The following is a 15,205-nucleotide window of genomic DNA, read 5'->3' on the forward strand; positions in this document are numbered from 1 at the left end:
GACAGCAAAAAAACGAGCGGTCGGGCCATTAGTTCCAGGCGGACAAACATTCTTTGAGGAACCCTGGCCTCAGGCACTGGTTCGGAATGGTGTCAGTTCATCAGGAGAACCAACATGAGCGAATCCGTTCAAACGACCGATCATAAGGAAATTCGTGGCTGGATCGAGAAGCGTGGCGGCCATCCCTCGCGCGTCAAGGGAGCGAAGGAAGGTGGCCTGTTGCGCGTGGATTTCGGGAAGCCGGAGGAGAACCTGGAAAAGATCGGGTGGGACGATTTCTTTGCCATTTTCGATGAGAACGAGCTGAGCTTTCTTTATCAGGACAAAACCAAGGATGGAAAGACAAGCCGTTTCAACAAGTTCGTGTCACGTCACTGATCAGGAGCCGAGCCATGCAAGGCAATAAGACACATCAACAGCAGCGGGCCATCATCGAGAAACAGGAAAATACAGCCAATGCCGGTCCTGATTTCGATGCACGCGCTGACCTGGAACGTAGCCCGGAAGCGCGGGAGGCCTTCCGCAAGGGTGAGAGCATCAACCCGCAGGTGGGAGAAGTATCGATGCACGATGATCCCGGCATTGTCCGCGGGGTGAATCAGGAAAGCGCGCACCGTAAAGGTTGAGCTTTCATAGCCTTATATCGGCAATCAGAGGCAGATGATCGGAGGCGCGGCGGGTGGCGGTGTTTCGCACCGCTTTCGCCTCCACGATTTCAGGCCCATTGACCACAAAGATGTGGTCAAGCCGCAAAAGAGGAAAACGAGAGGGGAATGTTGGATCGGCCAATCGCTTCGTGTGGCGCTTGGTATCGGCAAGAGCACCGCTCAGTTCGCGATAGGGCTTGGAACTTGGGATGGAATTGAAATCACCCATCAGGATGGCTGGCCTATCCCGAAGGGTGGGATGCCCAAGCCAGTGAGGACCAAGCAGTTCTCTTGCCTGTCGCAGGCGGTCGCGGCGCAGCAAACCAAGATGCGTGTTGATGACCTGAACCGAGGTTTCCCCCACATCGACTTCAGCCCAGAGAGCACCTCGAGGCTCCCCATAGGAGGCAAGGCCTGCAGCCTTGACGAGCCGCATGGGGAGAGCCGTCATCAATGCGTCTCCATAAAGCTCCTCTTCCAAGTGCAGGGCTGGGTGAAAATGGAAATCCATCTTTAGCCGCATGGCAATGGCTTCGGCCTGATCAATTCCGCCGCTGCGCTTTCGCCCGACATCCAGCTCCTGCAAACCGATAATGTCCGGGTTCAGCGAGGCAATTACATCTGCCACGCGCGCGGGGTCGAGCTTGCGATCCGTGCCCACGCAGCTGTGAACATTATAGCTGAGGATTCGAATGGTCCGGTGAGGAGCGGAGGGCGTAGAGAGGCTGGGTTCGTTCATGACGCGGGGAACCCCTTTACACCGCGTTTCGTTCCCTCAGCACTTATTATCGCAGGCCACCTTCTAGCGGAAAAAGGGCGAGGACATTTCGTGTCGCGGCAATTCATTCGAATACTCATCTTTCTGGTCATCTGCATCGCCCTGGTTCTCGTCTACCGGAGTTTGAGCCGTTACAGCCTGGAAGAAGTGACAGGTTCATTATCGCAAATACCCGTCTCGCGGATCATCAGTGGCTTTGCCTGTGTTCTGTCGTCTTATATCTGCCTTTCGCTCTTTGATTGGCTAGGTCTGAAATATGTCGGCAAACCGCAAAGCTATCCGCGTGCGGCGCTTGCTTCCTTCTGCGCATTGTCGATTGGCCACAATGTCGGCGGTGCGGCACTTTCCAGCGGTGCCGTGCGCTATCGGTTCTACACGAGGTGGGGACTGACTGGCGACGAAGTGGCGAAGGTGATCCTGTTTTGTGGCGCGACCGTTCTCTTGGGCTTGAGCATGCTGGCGGGTCTTGCCCTCGTTCTCATGCCGCCGACGGGTGAAACAATCCTGCAACTGGACCCATGGCCGCGCTTCTGGCTGGGCATAGCCTTTCTTGCCTATCCAGCGGCTTATGTGCTTGCATCCATCCGCTGGCGGCCTCCGCTGAAGTTTCGCAATTTTCGCATGGAAATGCCAACCACCGGCATGTGTATGGCCCAGATTGCCGTGGGCACCGTGAATTTCGGCTTCGTGGCGGCAGCGCTCGATCAACTGCTCTCGACCTTTACGGATGCAGGCTATCTGCAAGTCGCATCCGCCTATGTGACCGCGACAATCGCGGCCATGCTGAGCCATGTTCCGGGAGGGTTGGGAGTTCTGGAAGCAACCATGCTGATGCTGTTGCCCGCCGGTGCCTCGATCGGCGCCCTGGTCGCATTCCGCGTGCTTTATTATTTTGTACCGCTGTTGATCGGCGGGCCACTGTTTCTCCTGACGGAAATTCTAGCCCGCCGCAAGGGCGTCAAGGAAGCCGAGGTTTCAGGTAAAGCTGCGCATCAGGCGTGAGAGCGCCCAGCGGGTGCCAACCTTGAACTGTCGATAGGGCCAGAAGGGACGGCGAGGATCTATGATCGAGGTGCCCATGAGGGATTCGGTTTCGCCGTTCAGAACGTCCACATCGAATTGTCTCAAGCCGCGTGGCTTCACGTTCAGCCTATCGATGGTGCGGATCATCGAGCCGGTTTCTGCAAGCGTCTCCGTCACCCGTTCAGGTGTCGTATCCAGATGTTCGGCAATCAGATCGTTGCGGAAGTCGAGGATAGCCTGCCGGTTGGCTGCATCCGTGGGTTCGAAGGCGAGATCAGATTCCGTATCCAGCCCCTCTGAGCGGTTATTGAGGTTGGAAGAGCCAACGCGCACGAAGCTGTCATCGATAATGACGACCTTGGCATGAACGACGATTTCCCGCTCCTGGCCTTCCTCATCTTGCGTTACAGCATAGAAAACCCGCAGTCGACCATAGCGATCATGTCGCTTCAGGCGGCGTAACAACCGGGTGCGGTTGTGGCCCATCATGACCTTTTCCAGAAAGCCATGAGATTCGCGTGTGACGAGAATGACAACCTCAGGCCCATTCACTTCCTGCAGTCGATCGATGATGGTGCGGGCAACATTGAAGGAAGCGAGGTATTGGGACTCAAGATAGATATGCTTTTTGGCCGCATGAAGCGCATCATGCGTCAGCTGGATAGCCTCACGGCGCCCCTTGCGCCCGTTCCAGCGAAGTGGCTCCGTCAACGCCAACGCGACGTTGCAATTGGTGAGGGCCGGGGCAAGATCGCTGGGCCAGAGGTCATCCGCTAGGCCTGAAACAGGCTGGAGTACTTCCTTGCGCGCCCATTTCCAACGCTTTCGGCAGGCATCGCCTACCATGCGTGCGGCCTCGCCAGAGACAATGGACTGCACATCGTGCACCGGCCCATAGCAGGTGCCATCAGGCGAGCAGCGCAGCTGGTTGGGAATGGCATGACGACGGTCATCCCAGCGTCGCGCTGTCAGGTCTATACCGCCGAGGAAGGCCACCGCGTCGTCAACGCACACCATTTTCTGGTGGTGGCTTGCCCGCACGGGATGGCGGAAATCAAATTCCATGGTGATGCGGGCATGGTCGTTCCATCCGGTTTTCTTGAAAAGCTTCAGACTTTTGCCGGAATAGATCGGCCCCATGCCCCAAACGAGAATATGAACCGTCAAATCCGGCTGCGTATCCACACGCTGGCGCAGGATCTGGCCGAGTGTGGGGCTGCCCGGAATTTCCGGCCTCAGGCGGATGTTCGGGTTGAAATCCCACCCGACGATGAAGATGGATTTGCGCGCTTTACGCAACACCTGCTCAAGGCGATGATAATATTCTGCCCCATCGACAAGAAAAGCCGCCTTTTCACATTGGCTGCTGCGCCACGCGTTGCGACCCGGCCGAATGACGGAAAGGCTTTTGTCGTTCAATGGAACGGCGTTTGACGAGAGATCCACGTTGCTACCCCTGAAACGTTTCCTCGAAAACGCAATTGGCCGCACGTGGGTTCCCACGGCGGCCTCGCGCTTGGATAGAATCTTGTTTTAAGCGTTTGCCTGCATCGGAGGCTCACGCGTTTCATCGGGGTTTGGAACGGGATTTTCATCTGGGAGATGGTCCGGTTCCGGCTCCTGGATCGGCGGTTCCGGCGCCCAGCTCGGTGCTGGCATGGGAGGCTGCTCGCTTGGTTCCCGAGGGTCAGACATGCATGTCTCCTTCCGTTGGACTTCAGTTTCAAAACACGAGTGGCGGCCTTTGGTTCCGTGCCAAATTCTTGCAAAATGCCGTTCGTGGCCCACATGTTGAAAAGAGAAGTGAAGGAGAGGAGCAAGGTTCATGACCCATGCCAGAGATCACTTTGCACGCTGGTTGAGCGATGCGCATGCGCTTGAAGTGCAATCCATCACCCGCTTGAAGGGCCAGATCGCACGCATTGAGAATTACCCTGACTTGCGCGAAAAAATGATTGAGCATCTCGCCAATAGCGAGGGGCATGAGCAGGCTCTGCGAGGCTTGATGGAGCGCTTTCCCGGCGCGCAGTCTGTTCTCAAAGAGGTGGCGGGACGCCTGTCCGCGACAGCGCAAGGGTTGACGGGTGCCTTCTCAGCCGATGAGATCGTGAAAACCTGCATGAATGCTTACGTCTTCGCGCATGAAGAAATCGCTCGCTACAAAGTGCTGTTGGCTGCAGCGGATGAATTGGGAGATGCCACGGCCGTTTCCGTTTGCGAGACAATTCTCGACGAGGAAAAGGCCATGGCGGATTGGCTTGAAGCTTATCTGGATGGGGTCACGCGGCTCTATCTTATGCGTGAAGAAAGGGATCTGCTCGCTAAACGCTAGCCCAATTTTTCATCCAGTTCCTGAGGGTCGCGAACCCCGATTTGATAAAGCTCAATAATCTGCGCCGCCAGATTACTGGCGGCTGTCGTGTCATTGTCGAGACCTCGACGTTTCAAAGCGTCGTTGAAGACGTCCTCCAGAAAGGAAAGCTCCTGCGGTTCAATGACTGTAGTTTCAGCGGATGTCTGCATCTTGTCACCTCCAAGGTGGAGGGCGAAAGCGATGTCGTCTTCCAGCCGTCGATGCCCTTGATTTATCGACGATGAGTTTAGCCTACGCTTAAATGCGGCAATTGCAAGCCGCAGCCACCTCACGAAATCGAAAGGATCATCGTGAGGTGGTCAATCGTTCTTAAAGGCCGGGCGTCAATTCAGCTTGTTGGATTCATGATCCTGATATTGCTCCGTCTGGACGAACTTGCTGTCCAGGCCGCGCTCTTGGGAATGTTGGGCCTTGTCGCGGTTGGAAAGCACCATGTTTTCGTTGAGCTTGTCCTTATCGATATCTGTCATCGCGCCAGTTCCGCTCCCTTTGCCCTGTGCGCCCGAACCCATGTGTTTGGAGTTGGCATTGGCCATTTCGGTTCTCCTTCATCTCTGTTCACGAAGATCAAACCGTCTAGGGCGACATTTGATCCCACTTTATGCGGCTTCTGTTTTTTGACGTCGTGCCAGTCCCCATGGTTTGAGCAGTGATTGGGCAGACAATATTCCAATGAAAGCCGCGTTATCGCGAAAGCCAGTCAAGGGTGCGCCCTGCGCCTTTCGGCAGAGTTTTGAAACCGCAAACGTATCGAACAAGCCGCCAGCGGCAATCGCCTCTTCAGACATCAACTCATTGATGATTGCTTGCCCTGCAGCGCCTTGAAATGCTGCACTATCGGGCGCGCGATAGGGTTGTTTCGGGCGGGTCTGTATCTCTTCAGGTAGAAGGCCTTTTGCCAGTTCGCGCAGAAGAGGCTTTTCCGTCAGCCCTTTCAGTTTGAGACCGGGAGGCAACTGTGCCGCAAATTCCATTACGCGGTGATCGAGGTAGGGAAAGCGTCCCTCCACACCGTTTGCCATGGCCATGCGGTCACCCTGAGAGGACAGAATATAGCCGGGCAGCAGGTAGCGTGCTTCCAGATATTGCGCCTGGTTTTGTGGATGCCAGTGCTTGAATTCATTTGGCAGCAGGGAGGCGAGTTCCTCAGCGGCATCGTATCCCTTCAACGCGCGCCGTAATGCATCGGAGAAAAAGATCTTGGTGCCACCTGTGTTGCGCATGCGGGGTCGGTGCGAAAAGAGTGGATCATCCAGCCTATCTTGCGCCACGCCAAAGAAGCTTGCGATATAACTTGCCGGTTGGCTCTGGAGGCCCGGCAGGTAAGGATAGAGGCGACGGAAGAGAAGCGCCCGCCGCTGTGATTTTGGTTGAGCAGCGCAGAAGCGGCGAAGCCGTGCTTCTTTGAATATGTCGTAGCCGCCGAAAATCTCATCCGCGCCTTCACCGGTTAGAACCACTTTCATGTCCGATTGGCGCACCAGACCTGACAGCATGTGCATGGGTACAGGCGCTGTTCGAAGGATAGGTCTCTCGCATAGACCCACAACCTCTTTGAATCTATTGGCAATGCCCTCCAGGCTGCACTGTATGCTGCGGTGCCGGGTGCCAAGCGCTTTCGCCACTGTTTGTTGAAAGCTGCTTTCATCATGCTCCCAACTATCGAAGCTGACGGAGAAGGTGTTCAGCGGCTCCAGGCTCATGGGGGCTGCCAGGGCGCAGAGAAGAGAGGAATCCAAACCTCCGGACAGGTAGGCACCGACTGGCACATCAGCTCGCAAACGGATGCGTATGGCATCTTGCAACAGGTGCTTTGCCTGCTCGCACGCCTCGTCCATGCGCAGCGCCGGTGCGATGTCACCTGAACGGGGATAGGAGAGCTGCCACCATGTTTTTGTCGTGGTGCGGCCATCTTCTATGATCATCAGATGGCCCGGTTGCAGTTCCTGGATGTCTGTAAAAGCGGTTCGCTCACCCAACGTCGTCCAGAGCGTAAAAATCTGGTCCATCGCCATGGGGTCGATGCGCGGCGTGACCCCTGGTAGCTCGAGCAGTGCCTTGATCTCTGAAGCAAAGGCGATGCCTTTGCCGTGGCGCATAAAGAAGAGCGGTCGTACGCCAATGCGGTCCCGCGCCAGCAACAGGCGCTTGATACGTTTATCCCAGAGGGCGAAGGCGAAATCGCCGTTCAGGTGTTGCAAGCATTCTTCGCCATACTCCCCGTAAAGCGCCAGAATGACTTCCGTATCGCTCCCGGTGCGAAAGCTGTGGCCCCGCTGGCGCAGGTCTTCCCGCAACTCGACGTAGTTGAAGATTTCGCCGTTGAAGACGATTGTGAGGCACTCATCGCTGCTGTGCATCGGCTGCTGCCCGTCGCCCAGGCCAACGATGGAAAGGCGGACATGCGCCAGACCAAGCTCTCCCGTTTCGCTGAGGTCGATGCCGCGCTCATCCGGGCCGCGATGGGCAATGGCATCTGCCATGCGACTTAGGATCTGGCGTCCTTCTGCGGGGTTGATATCCGCTTTCAGGTATCCCGCAAAGCCACACATGCGCCACTCCATTCCACATCATCATGGTGGCTCGGATGCTACTGCATAATTCCTTCAATCGGAATTGATTTAAGGACAAAATAATGCAGCAGATTTAAAGTGTTACAGCGTCCTTTGTGCGTTTGATAAAGCGCACGGCGCTGTAACCTCTGAAAGCTAAAAGAAACCGCAAGGAGGCGGTGTCGATAGCATTAGACGCGGACAGGCCCTTGTTCGGGCCGGTCAATTGAGCCACCTTTTCGCAATCCATGGGAGGATCGGCTTGGGGAAGCGTTATCTGGCGGCATTCATCGCCTTTGTTATTCTGGGTGTTGTGTTTGCCATTCATGGCGGCAACATCATCAAACGCGGCTATCTGGATGAGGCTGCCACGCAAGGCGGCACCACGCTTCGTCTGGCCGTCGCGGCCCTTGAAGGGCATTTGCGCCGCTATGAAGCGCTGCCGGCCTTGATCGCGGATCAGCCGGACATCGAAGCGCTGATCCTGTCTCCCAATGATCCGGTGCGGCGCCACTCCACAAACCTATATCTGGCGAACATCAACGCTCTGCTCAGCTCCTCCGACATCTATATGCTGACCATGAATGGGGAAACGATTGCGGCCAGCAATTACGATCTGCCAACCAGCTTTGTCGGCCAGAATTTCAGCTATCGTCCCTATTTTCAGGAGGCGGCAGCGGGCAAGCAGTCTCGCTTTTATGCGCTCGGCACCACGTCAGCCAAACGCGGCTATTACTTCTCCTCCCCCATCGAGATTGGCGGCAAGATCTTGGGCGTCATCGTCTTCAAGGTCGATATCGATAATCTGGAAGCGTCCTGGGTAGGAGGAGATTCCCGCATCTTCGTGTCGGACCCGGAAGGTATCATCTTCATGACGGGCACGCAGAATTGGCTCTACCACTCGCTCTTGCCGTTGACCAAGGAGCGTCTGGAGCGGACCTCCGCCTCGCGCCGCTATTCCGATGCGGCATTGAAACCGTTGAATTTCACCCAGCGGCAAGAGGACGGTCACGCCTTGATGACAATCCCAGAGGCGGGGAATGTCCGGGAATATCTCGTGCTGTCGCAGACCATGCCAGACGCGGGGTGGACGGTGAATGTGCTGACCGATACCGCGTCTGCCCGTGCGCAGGCGCAGACCGTGGTGGTCGCGGGACTTCTGCTCATTTGCCTTGCGGGGCTTGGCTTTGCCATTCTCATGCAGCGGCGTGCGCGGCTTGCCGAACGCATGCACATGCAAGAGGCGGCGCAGGTGGAGCTGGAGAGAAGGGTTGAGGAGCGCACCTCCGATCTGGCACGTGTGAACCGCCGCATCGAGGAGGAGATTGCCGAGCGCCGGGCAACGGAGCAACAGCTTCGGCAAACCCAGGCCGATCTTATTCAGGCAGGCAAGTTGGCAGGGCTCGGCCAGATGTCTGCGGCGCTCTCACATGAGTTCAATCAGCCCTTGGCGGCAGCCAAGACCTATTCCGATAGTGCCGAAGTTCTGATCGAACGCGGGCGACTGGATGAGGCTCGCGACAATATCCGGCGGATTTCCGCCCTCATTGATCGGATGGCGTCCATTTCGCGGCATTTGCGCAATTTCGCTCGAAAACCCAATGAGAAACTAAGCACCGTTGCGCTGGATGAGGTGATCCGCGATACGCTGGAAATTGCAGAAGCGCGGCTGAAGAGTGCCAGGGCAGACCTTGCCGTAAAGATTGAGGAGCCTGCTCCCATAGTGCAGGCAGGCTCCGTCCGTTTGCAGCAGGTGCTCGTCAACATCATCACCAATGCCGCCGATGCCGTTGAAGGTCTGGAGGACCGTCGCATCGATCTCACCGTCACCACTGAAAAATCGACGGTGCGCATTGCAGTGCGCGATTGCGGCCCAGGCGTGCCCGAAGCCATCCGAGAGCGTATCTTCGATCCGTTCTTCACCACGAAGGGTGTGGGCAAGGGGCTGGGACTTGGCCTTTCCATCTCCTATAACATCATCAAGGATTTCGGCGGCAGCCTGAGTGTTGGCTCGCACCCGGAAGGCGGCGCTGAATTTGTGATTGAACTTGCCAGAGCCGGGACATCCCTGGACCAGGCGGCAGAGTAACGGGGATATATGCAGCGCGTTCTGTTGGTGGATGATGAAGAGGAGCTTCGGCGCTCCACGGCGCAGGCGCTGGAGCTGTCTGGCTTCAACGTGCAGACCCTAGCCAGTGCCGAACAGGCTCTGGAACTGGCTGGCTATGCCTTCGACGGGGTTATCATCAGCGATATCCGTATGCCCGGTATGGATGGCATGACGCTGATGCAGCGCGTTCGCGAGTTAGATTCTGAGCTGCCTATCATTCTGGTCACGGGTCATGGCGAGGTGCAATTGGCGGTCAAGGCCATGCGCGAAGGTGCCTATGACTTTATCGAGAAGCCTTTCGTTACAGCACATCTGGCCGGTGTTTTACGACGCGCGCTCGACAGGCGAAGCCTCGTTTTGGAAAACAGGCGGCTGCGGGCGGTTGCGGGCAAGCGTGACGATTTGGAAACGCGTCTGCCGGGCCGCACGCAGGCGATGATCGACTTGCGCTACAAGATCCGCGCCATTGGTGCGACAGACGCCGATACGCTGATCATCGGAGATACAGGCGTTGGAAAGGAGGTGGTTGCCCGCGCGCTTCACGATGTCAGCGCCCGCGCCAGCCGGCCTTTCATTGCAATCAATTGTGCCTCCCTCCCGGAAACACTGATCGAGAGCGAGCTTTTCGGACATGAGGCGGGTGCCTTCCCCGGTGCGCTCCGCCCGCGATACGGCAAGTTTGAGCATGGACGTGGCGGCACCATTCTGCTGGATGAAATCGGCTCCATGCCCATCGATCTCCAGGCGAAATTCCTGCGCGTGCTTCAGGAGCGGGTGATTACGCGGCTGGGTTCGAATGAGCCAGTGGGGCTCGACGTGCGCTTCATTGCGACAAGCAAGGTGGATCTTGAAGCAGAAGTGGCCAGCGGTCGCTTCCGTGCCGATTTGTTCTATCGGCTCAATGTGGCCACGCTGCATGTTCCCGCACTCACACAGCGTCGCCCGGATATTCCCTTGCTGTTCCTGCAATTGGTGCGGGAAGCCTGTGCCCGTTATGGGCGGGATGATATGGATGTGCCGCAGGAACTGGTCGCCTCCGTGGCTTCCAAAGAGTGGCCGGGCAATGTGCGTGAGCTTCGCAATGCTGCGGATCGCCTCGTACTGGGGCTTGATATGTGGCCAGGCGATGGTGGTGCGCTGGTCAAGCCGGAAAGCGGAAGGTTGGCAGATAGAGTGGCTGCTTTCGAGCGCAATATTCTGGCAAGCGCCATTGCCGCACATGGCGGTGCGTTGAAGCCTGTTTATGAGCAATTGGGAATCAGTCGCAAAACACTTTACGAGAAGATGCAGAAATACGGTTTGGACAAGAAACATCTTTCTCCCGAAAGCTTGGCCGAACTAGACGATTGATCGCGCTCATAGTGATGTGTGGATTTCCACCCGCGGTTTGAAAGCCCGTGTTTCGCAATCCACCCATCAAGCCGGCAAAGGCGCACAGCCGATCCGGCAAAGCATGCTGCGGGCATTGAAGCGCCAGCGTTTCTTCTGACAGATGACGGCGAACCAGGGGCTGCGGGAGGAGCTGCGGCCCTGGAATGATCGTCTGAGGAGGATGTCGATGAAGTTTCTCAAGGCTCTTGCCTGTGCGACGGCTTTTGCCGCCTGCGCATTTTCGTCTGTTGCCAATGCTGCGGGCTATCCCGAACGTTCCATCACCATGATCGTGCCGTTCTCGGCGGGTGGCCCGACTGATACTGTTGCGCGCCTTGTGGCAGAAAGCATGTCCAAGGATCTCGGCCAGCAGATCATCATTGAAAATGTTGGCGGTGCCGGCGGCACGCTTGGTGCTGGACGTGTGGCTAACGCGGAGGCGGATGGCTACACCCTGCTGCTCCATCACATTGGCATGGCAACGAGCGCCACGCTTTATCGCAAGCTGCCCTATGACACGTTGAAGGCCTTTGAATATGTGGGCCTCGTGACCGATGTCCCGATGACCATCGTGACCCGCAAGGACATGGAAGCGAAAGACCTCAAGGGTCTGATCGACTATGCCAAAGCGAACAAGGACAAGGTGACCGTGGCCAATGCCGGTATCGGTGCTGCCTCGCATCTGTGCGGTATGATGTTCATGAGCGCCATTGAAACGCCGCTGGTGACTGTGCCTTACAAGGGCACAGGCCCGGCTATGACGGATCTCCTGGGTGGTCAGGTCGATATCATGTGCGACCAGACCACCAACACGACAAAGCAGATCCAGGGTGGCACAATCAAAGCCTATGCCGTGACCTCGCCCAAGCGTCTGGACGTCATGAAGGATATCCCGACCGCGGTGGAAGCAGGTCTGCCCGGCTTCGAGGTTGGCATCTGGCACGGCATCTATGCGCCGAAGGGTACGCCAGCGGAAGCAACGGAGCGTCTCTCCAAGGCTCTTCAGGTTGCGCTGAAGGACCAGAACGTGGCGGCACGCTTCGCGGAACTGGGCACCGCACCTTCACCTGAAGCCGATGCAAAGCCTGCCGCCTTGAAGGCGAAGCTTGAAGGCGAAATCGCTCGCTGGAAGCCTGTCATCGAAGGTGCCGGTCAGTACGCTGATTGATACCTGCCGCGACCTGCCGCGTCTTCCCGGAAGGCGCGGCCATTTCGCCCATTCAGGCTGTCTCGGTGGTCGTCGCACAGGTGCGGACCCATAAACAGACGGCTGCCGGATCATCGATGGGGGCATCATGAAATCCACCACAATCGACAAGACAAATGCGGTCTGCGGCGCGCTTTTTATTCTTCTTGGGCTGTTTTTCGCCCTGCAATCCCTGGATCTTGACTTGGGTACGGCCTTCCGCATGGGGCCTGGCTACTTTCCTTTCCTTCTTGCTTGTGCGCTCACTCTTCTGGGGGCGGTGATCTTTATACAGTCTTTCCGGGTGGAGCACGAGCAGATCGGCGCAATCGCCTGGCGCGGCCTCATGTTCATTCTGCCATCTGCCATCTTTTTTGGTTTGACGGTGCGTGGTCTAGGCTTTGTACCTTCGCTGTTTTGCACAGCCCTGATCGCCTCCTTTGCCTCTACACGCATGACGCCGCTTCTGGCCGTGCTGTTATCGGCCGGTCTCACGGTCTTTTCGCTGCTTGTCTTCTCCTATGGTCTTGGGCTGCCTTTCCGCACGTTCGGCCCATGGCTCGGCTATTGAGGAGCGAAAATGGATCTTTTCAGTAATCTCGCGCTTGGTTTCTCGACGGCAAGTTCCATCGAAAACCTGTTCTTCTGCCTCATCGGTGTGCTTCTCGGCACGCTCATCGGCGTATTGCCGGGTATTGGCGCAACAGCGACCATTGCCATGCTGCTGCCGATTACTTTCCAGCTTGAGCCGGTTTCCTCGCTCATCATGTTGGCGGGCATCTATTACGGTGCGCAATACGGCGGTTCGACCACGGCAATCCTGATCAACATGCCGGGCGAAAGCTCGTCTGCTGTCACAGCCATTGACGGTTACCAGATGGCGCGAAAGGGCAGGGCGGGAGCCGCTCTCGCCATTGCCGCCCTTGGCTCCTTCTTCGCCGGGACCGTCTCCACTTTTCTTGTCGCCATCTTCGCGCCGCCGCTCACCAAGGTGGCGCTTCAATTTGGGGCGGCAGAATATTTCTCGCTGATGGTGGTCGGTCTCGTTTCGTCCATTGCGCTTGCATCGGGCTCCATCATCAAGGCTCTGGCCATGGTGGTTCTCGGCCTTCTGCTGGGCCTTGTCGGAACCGATATCTATTCCGGTAGCCCTCGCTTTACCCTTGGCATCCGAGAATATTCGGATGGCTTGAACTTCGTCGCCGTCGCTGTCGGTGTCTTCGGGATTGCGGAAATCCTGCGTAATCTTGAAGGAGAAAAGACCCGTACGGTTCTTATTGCCAAGGTATCTGGCCTTTTGCCGACAAAGGACGATTTCAAGCAGATGATTGCGCCCGTGTTGCGTGGCACGGTCATTGGCTCGGCGCTCGGCATCCTGCCGGGTGGCGGTGCCATTCTCGCGTCTTTCGCATCCTATACGGTGGAGAAGCGCGTCTCGAAAACACCGCAGGAATTTGGCCAAGGCTCCATTGCCGGGGTGGCAGGGCCGGAATCCGCCAACAATGCAGGGGCGCAAACTTCGTTCATTCCGCTTTTGACACTTGGCATTCCCGCCAACCCCGTCATGGCGCTGATGATCGGTGCCATGATCATTCAGGGCATCGTGCCTGGGCCGAATGTGGCAGTCGAGCAGCCCGCCCTGTTTTGGGGTATTATTGCCTCGATGTGGATCGGCAACCTGATGCTGGTGGTACTCAATCTGCCGCTCATCGGACTATGGGTGAAGCTTCTGACGATCCCATACTACGTGCTCTTCCCCATCATCATGGCCTTTTGCTCCATCGGGGTCTACAGCGTCAATTCCAACGTGTACGATCTCTATGCGGTCGCCTTCTTCGGCTTCATTGGCTATGTGTTGGTGAAACTGCGTTGCGAGCCAGCACCTCTGCTTCTCGGTTTCGTTCTCGGCCCACTTTTGGAAGAGAACCTGCGCCGCGCCATGATCTTGTCTCGTGGTGATCCTACCACATTCGTCACGCGCCCGATCAGCGCCACACTTCTCGGCATCGCACTCATTGTGCTCATTGTGGTGTTGCTGCCAAGCGTGCGCAAGAAGCGTGAGGAAGTTTTCGTCGAAGAAGACTAAGAGCCAGACTCTGTCTCAAAAGCCCGTTACGCCCTGCACATATTGCAGTTCGTGGACGGGCTTTTTTTCGTTGATCCTTTGTAACAGGAATTCGCCCATCAGACGTCCGGCTTCAGACAGGTCCTCGTAAATGGTTGGTATGCGTGGGCGAACCTGATCGAACAGGCCCGATGTCTGCTTGGTCACGATATGAACGTCCTTGCCGATCTCAAGGCCCCGATCATGAGCCGCTGCCATGACCGCCATGGCAATAACCTCGCCCGCGCAAATGACGCCATCCGGCCTGTCCATCTGGGCAAACTGCTCATAGAAGCAATCGCGGATTGCGTCGGAGCTGCTATCGATGCTGACCGTGCTTGGGATGTCAAATGCAGTCTGCGCCTCTTCGACTGCCTTCATAAATCCGTCGCGCATATGGTGCGCAAAGGTGAAGCTGGTGGGCGGCAGGATGATCGAGAGCTTTGTTGCACCTGCCTCCGCCAGTCGCAGGCCAGCGCGATGAGCGAAAGTGAAGTTGTCATAATCCACAAATGGATGCTGGGTTTCAATTTCCGTTCTGCCATGGCAGATGAACGGAAAGTCGTAATCCAGCAGCATCTTCACGCGCTCGTCCTGCGGCTCTGTACGGGTGAAGATGATGCCATCTGCCATACGGTTGCGCACGATATGCTGGACCGGGTCGATCTGCGGCGTGTCGGAAAAATGCGGCGTGATGACCAGATGATAGGCGGTGGAACGCAGGGCTTCGCTCAAGCCACTGATCATGGATGTTGCGTAGCCAAGGATTTCCTCGTGCGGATCAAGAACGAGGCTGATGACATTGGTGCGGCCCGTACGCAAACGCTGGGCAGCTCGATCCGGCAGGTAACCGATGTCTTCTGCGACCTGTGCTACGCGTAACCGGGTTTCCAGTGCGATTTGCGGTGCGCCTGCCAAGGCTCTGGAAACGGTTGTGACCGCAAGGCCTGTCAGTTCAGAGATGGTTCGTAAAGTAGGCTTTGCGGAAACTCCGTTGCCGGTCAGTTCCCTGGTCGAAATTCCTCCGGAAGGTCTTTCCTCCTTGAATGTCATGATCCTT

General features: G+C 56.9%; 16 protein-coding genes. 9 read left to right on the forward strand and 7 right to left on the reverse strand.

Annotated elements, in window-relative coordinates:
• Positions 1-114: 114 nt before the first annotated feature.
• Both AC0JZ1_RS03835 and AC0JZ1_RS03840 read left to right on the forward strand, forming a co-directional pair.
• Positions 115-378: a hypothetical protein gene (locus AC0JZ1_RS03835; protein WP_471881113.1), complete on the forward strand. Its 264-nt coding sequence runs from the start codon at positions 115-117 to the stop codon at positions 376-378.
• 14 nt (positions 379-392) lie between these two features.
• Positions 393-626, forward strand: coding sequence for a hypothetical protein (locus AC0JZ1_RS03840; RefSeq protein WP_471881114.1), 234 nt, complete (start codon positions 393-395; stop codon positions 624-626).
• Between the two features lie 4 nt (positions 627-630).
• Here the strand turns inward: AC0JZ1_RS03840 and AC0JZ1_RS03845 are convergent, their stop codons facing one another.
• Positions 631-1,386 carry an endonuclease/exonuclease/phosphatase family protein gene (locus AC0JZ1_RS03845; RefSeq protein ID WP_471881115.1) on the reverse strand — a complete coding sequence of 252 codons (756 nt, stop codon included), beginning with the start codon at positions 1,384-1,386 and terminating at the stop codon, positions 631-633.
• A 90-nt stretch (positions 1,387-1,476) separates the two neighbouring features.
• On the opposite strand from AC0JZ1_RS03845, the gene AC0JZ1_RS03850 reads away from it, so the two are divergent.
• A complete protein-coding gene (locus AC0JZ1_RS03850) occupies positions 1,477-2,427 on the forward strand; it encodes a putative bifunctional lysylphosphatidylglycerol flippase/synthetase (protein WP_471881116.1) in 951 nt (316 codons plus the stop codon).
• Here AC0JZ1_RS03850 and AC0JZ1_RS03855 read toward each other — a convergent pair.
• Together AC0JZ1_RS03855 and AC0JZ1_RS03860 are read right to left on the reverse strand one after the other, a co-directional pair.
• A complete protein-coding gene (locus AC0JZ1_RS03855) occupies positions 2,401-3,894 on the reverse strand; it encodes a phospholipase D-like domain-containing protein (RefSeq protein WP_471881117.1) in 1,494 nt (497 codons plus the stop codon). The genes AC0JZ1_RS03850 and AC0JZ1_RS03855 overlap by 27 nt on opposite strands.
• An 87-nt stretch (positions 3,895-3,981) precedes the next feature.
• Complete coding sequence (locus AC0JZ1_RS03860) at positions 3,982-4,143, reverse strand: hypothetical protein (RefSeq protein WP_471881118.1); 162 nt, start codon at positions 4,141-4,143, stop codon at positions 3,982-3,984.
• Between the two features lie 130 nt (positions 4,144-4,273).
• On the opposite strand from AC0JZ1_RS03860, the gene AC0JZ1_RS03865 reads away from it, so the two are divergent.
• Positions 4,274-4,780 (forward strand): ferritin-like domain-containing protein, encoded by a 507-nt coding sequence (locus AC0JZ1_RS03865; RefSeq protein WP_471881119.1) that lies wholly within the window; start codon positions 4,274-4,276, stop codon positions 4,778-4,780.
• Here the strand turns inward: AC0JZ1_RS03865 and AC0JZ1_RS03870 are convergent.
• The 3 genes from AC0JZ1_RS03870 to asnB form a co-directional block, all read right to left on the reverse strand.
• Complete coding sequence (locus AC0JZ1_RS03870; protein WP_471881120.1) at positions 4,777-4,971, reverse strand: hypothetical protein; 195 nt, start codon at positions 4,969-4,971, stop codon at positions 4,777-4,779. The two genes, AC0JZ1_RS03865 and AC0JZ1_RS03870, sit on opposite strands and share 4 nt — an antisense overlap.
• Positions 4,972-5,145: 174 nt before the next feature.
• A complete protein-coding gene (locus tag AC0JZ1_RS03875) occupies positions 5,146-5,358 on the reverse strand; it encodes a hypothetical protein (RefSeq protein ID WP_471881121.1) in 213 nt (70 codons plus the stop codon).
• A gap of 63 nt (positions 5,359-5,421) precedes the next feature.
• Positions 5,422-7,374, reverse strand: coding sequence for an asparagine synthase (glutamine-hydrolyzing) (gene asnB, locus AC0JZ1_RS03880; RefSeq protein ID WP_471881122.1), 1,953 nt, complete (start codon positions 7,372-7,374; stop codon positions 5,422-5,424).
• A 262-nt stretch (positions 7,375-7,636) separates the two neighbouring features.
• On the opposite strand from asnB, the gene AC0JZ1_RS03885 reads away from it, so the two are divergent.
• The 5 genes from AC0JZ1_RS03885 (at position 7,637) to AC0JZ1_RS03905 (ending at position 14,127) form a co-directional block, all read left to right on the forward strand.
• On the forward strand, positions 7,637-9,463 hold the full coding sequence (locus tag AC0JZ1_RS03885) for a sensor histidine kinase (RefSeq protein ID WP_471881123.1): 1,827 nt from the start codon (positions 7,637-7,639) through the stop codon (positions 9,461-9,463).
• A gap of 9 nt (positions 9,464-9,472) precedes the next feature.
• Complete coding sequence (locus tag AC0JZ1_RS03890; RefSeq protein WP_471881124.1) at positions 9,473-10,834, forward strand: sigma-54-dependent transcriptional regulator; 1,362 nt, start codon at positions 9,473-9,475, stop codon at positions 10,832-10,834.
• A 208-nt stretch (positions 10,835-11,042) separates the two neighbouring features.
• Positions 11,043-12,023, forward strand: coding sequence for a tripartite tricarboxylate transporter substrate-binding protein (locus AC0JZ1_RS03895; RefSeq protein WP_471881125.1), 981 nt, complete (start codon positions 11,043-11,045; stop codon positions 12,021-12,023).
• Positions 12,024-12,150: 127 nt separating this feature from the next.
• Complete coding sequence (locus AC0JZ1_RS03900; protein ID WP_471881126.1) at positions 12,151-12,612, forward strand: tripartite tricarboxylate transporter TctB family protein; 462 nt, start codon at positions 12,151-12,153, stop codon at positions 12,610-12,612.
• Between the two features lie 9 nt (positions 12,613-12,621).
• A complete protein-coding gene (locus AC0JZ1_RS03905; protein ID WP_471881127.1) occupies positions 12,622-14,127 on the forward strand; it encodes a tripartite tricarboxylate transporter permease in 1,506 nt (501 codons plus the stop codon).
• A 15-nt stretch (positions 14,128-14,142) separates the two neighbouring features.
• On the opposite strand, the gene AC0JZ1_RS03910 is transcribed toward AC0JZ1_RS03905, so the two are convergent.
• Positions 14,143-15,198 carry a LacI family transcriptional regulator gene (locus tag AC0JZ1_RS03910; RefSeq protein ID WP_471881128.1) on the reverse strand — a complete coding sequence of 352 codons (1,056 nt, stop codon included), beginning with the start codon at positions 15,196-15,198 and terminating at the stop codon, positions 14,143-14,145.
• Between the last annotated feature and the right edge of the window lie 7 nt (positions 15,199-15,205).

Source organism: Affinirhizobium capsici (assembly GCF_977018625.1).

Coding starts and splice junctions, on each gene's coding strand:
- AC0JZ1_RS03835 (WP_471881113.1), top strand. CDS start 115: ATGAGCGAATCCGTTCAAACGACCGATCATAAGGAAATTCGTGGCTGG.
- AC0JZ1_RS03840 (WP_471881114.1), top strand. CDS start 393: ATGCAAGGCAATAAGACACATCAACAGCAGCGGGCCATCATCGAGAAA.
- AC0JZ1_RS03845 (WP_471881115.1), bottom strand. CDS start 1,386: ATGAACGAACCCAGCCTCTCTACGCCCTCCGCTCCTCACCGGACCATT.
- AC0JZ1_RS03860 (WP_471881118.1), bottom strand. CDS start 4,143: ATGTCTGACCCTCGGGAACCAAGCGAGCAGCCTCCCATGCCAGCACCG.
- AC0JZ1_RS03865 (WP_471881119.1), top strand. CDS start 4,274: ATGACCCATGCCAGAGATCACTTTGCACGCTGGTTGAGCGATGCGCAT.
- AC0JZ1_RS03870 (WP_471881120.1), bottom strand. CDS start 4,971: ATGCAGACATCCGCTGAAACTACAGTCATTGAACCGCAGGAGCTTTCC.
- AC0JZ1_RS03875 (WP_471881121.1), bottom strand. CDS start 5,358: ATGGCCAATGCCAACTCCAAACACATGGGTTCGGGCGCACAGGGCAAA.
- asnB (WP_471881122.1), bottom strand. CDS start 7,374: ATGTGTGGCTTTGCGGGATACCTGAAAGCGGATATCAACCCCGCAGAA.
- AC0JZ1_RS03890 (WP_471881124.1), top strand. CDS start 9,473: ATGCAGCGCGTTCTGTTGGTGGATGATGAAGAGGAGCTTCGGCGCTCC.
- AC0JZ1_RS03895 (WP_471881125.1), top strand. CDS start 11,043: ATGAAGTTTCTCAAGGCTCTTGCCTGTGCGACGGCTTTTGCCGCCTGC.
- AC0JZ1_RS03900 (WP_471881126.1), top strand. CDS start 12,151: ATGAAATCCACCACAATCGACAAGACAAATGCGGTCTGCGGCGCGCTT.
- AC0JZ1_RS03905 (WP_471881127.1), top strand. CDS start 12,622: ATGGATCTTTTCAGTAATCTCGCGCTTGGTTTCTCGACGGCAAGTTCC.
- AC0JZ1_RS03910 (WP_471881128.1), bottom strand. CDS start 15,198: ATGACATTCAAGGAGGAAAGACCTTCCGGAGGAATTTCGACCAGGGAA.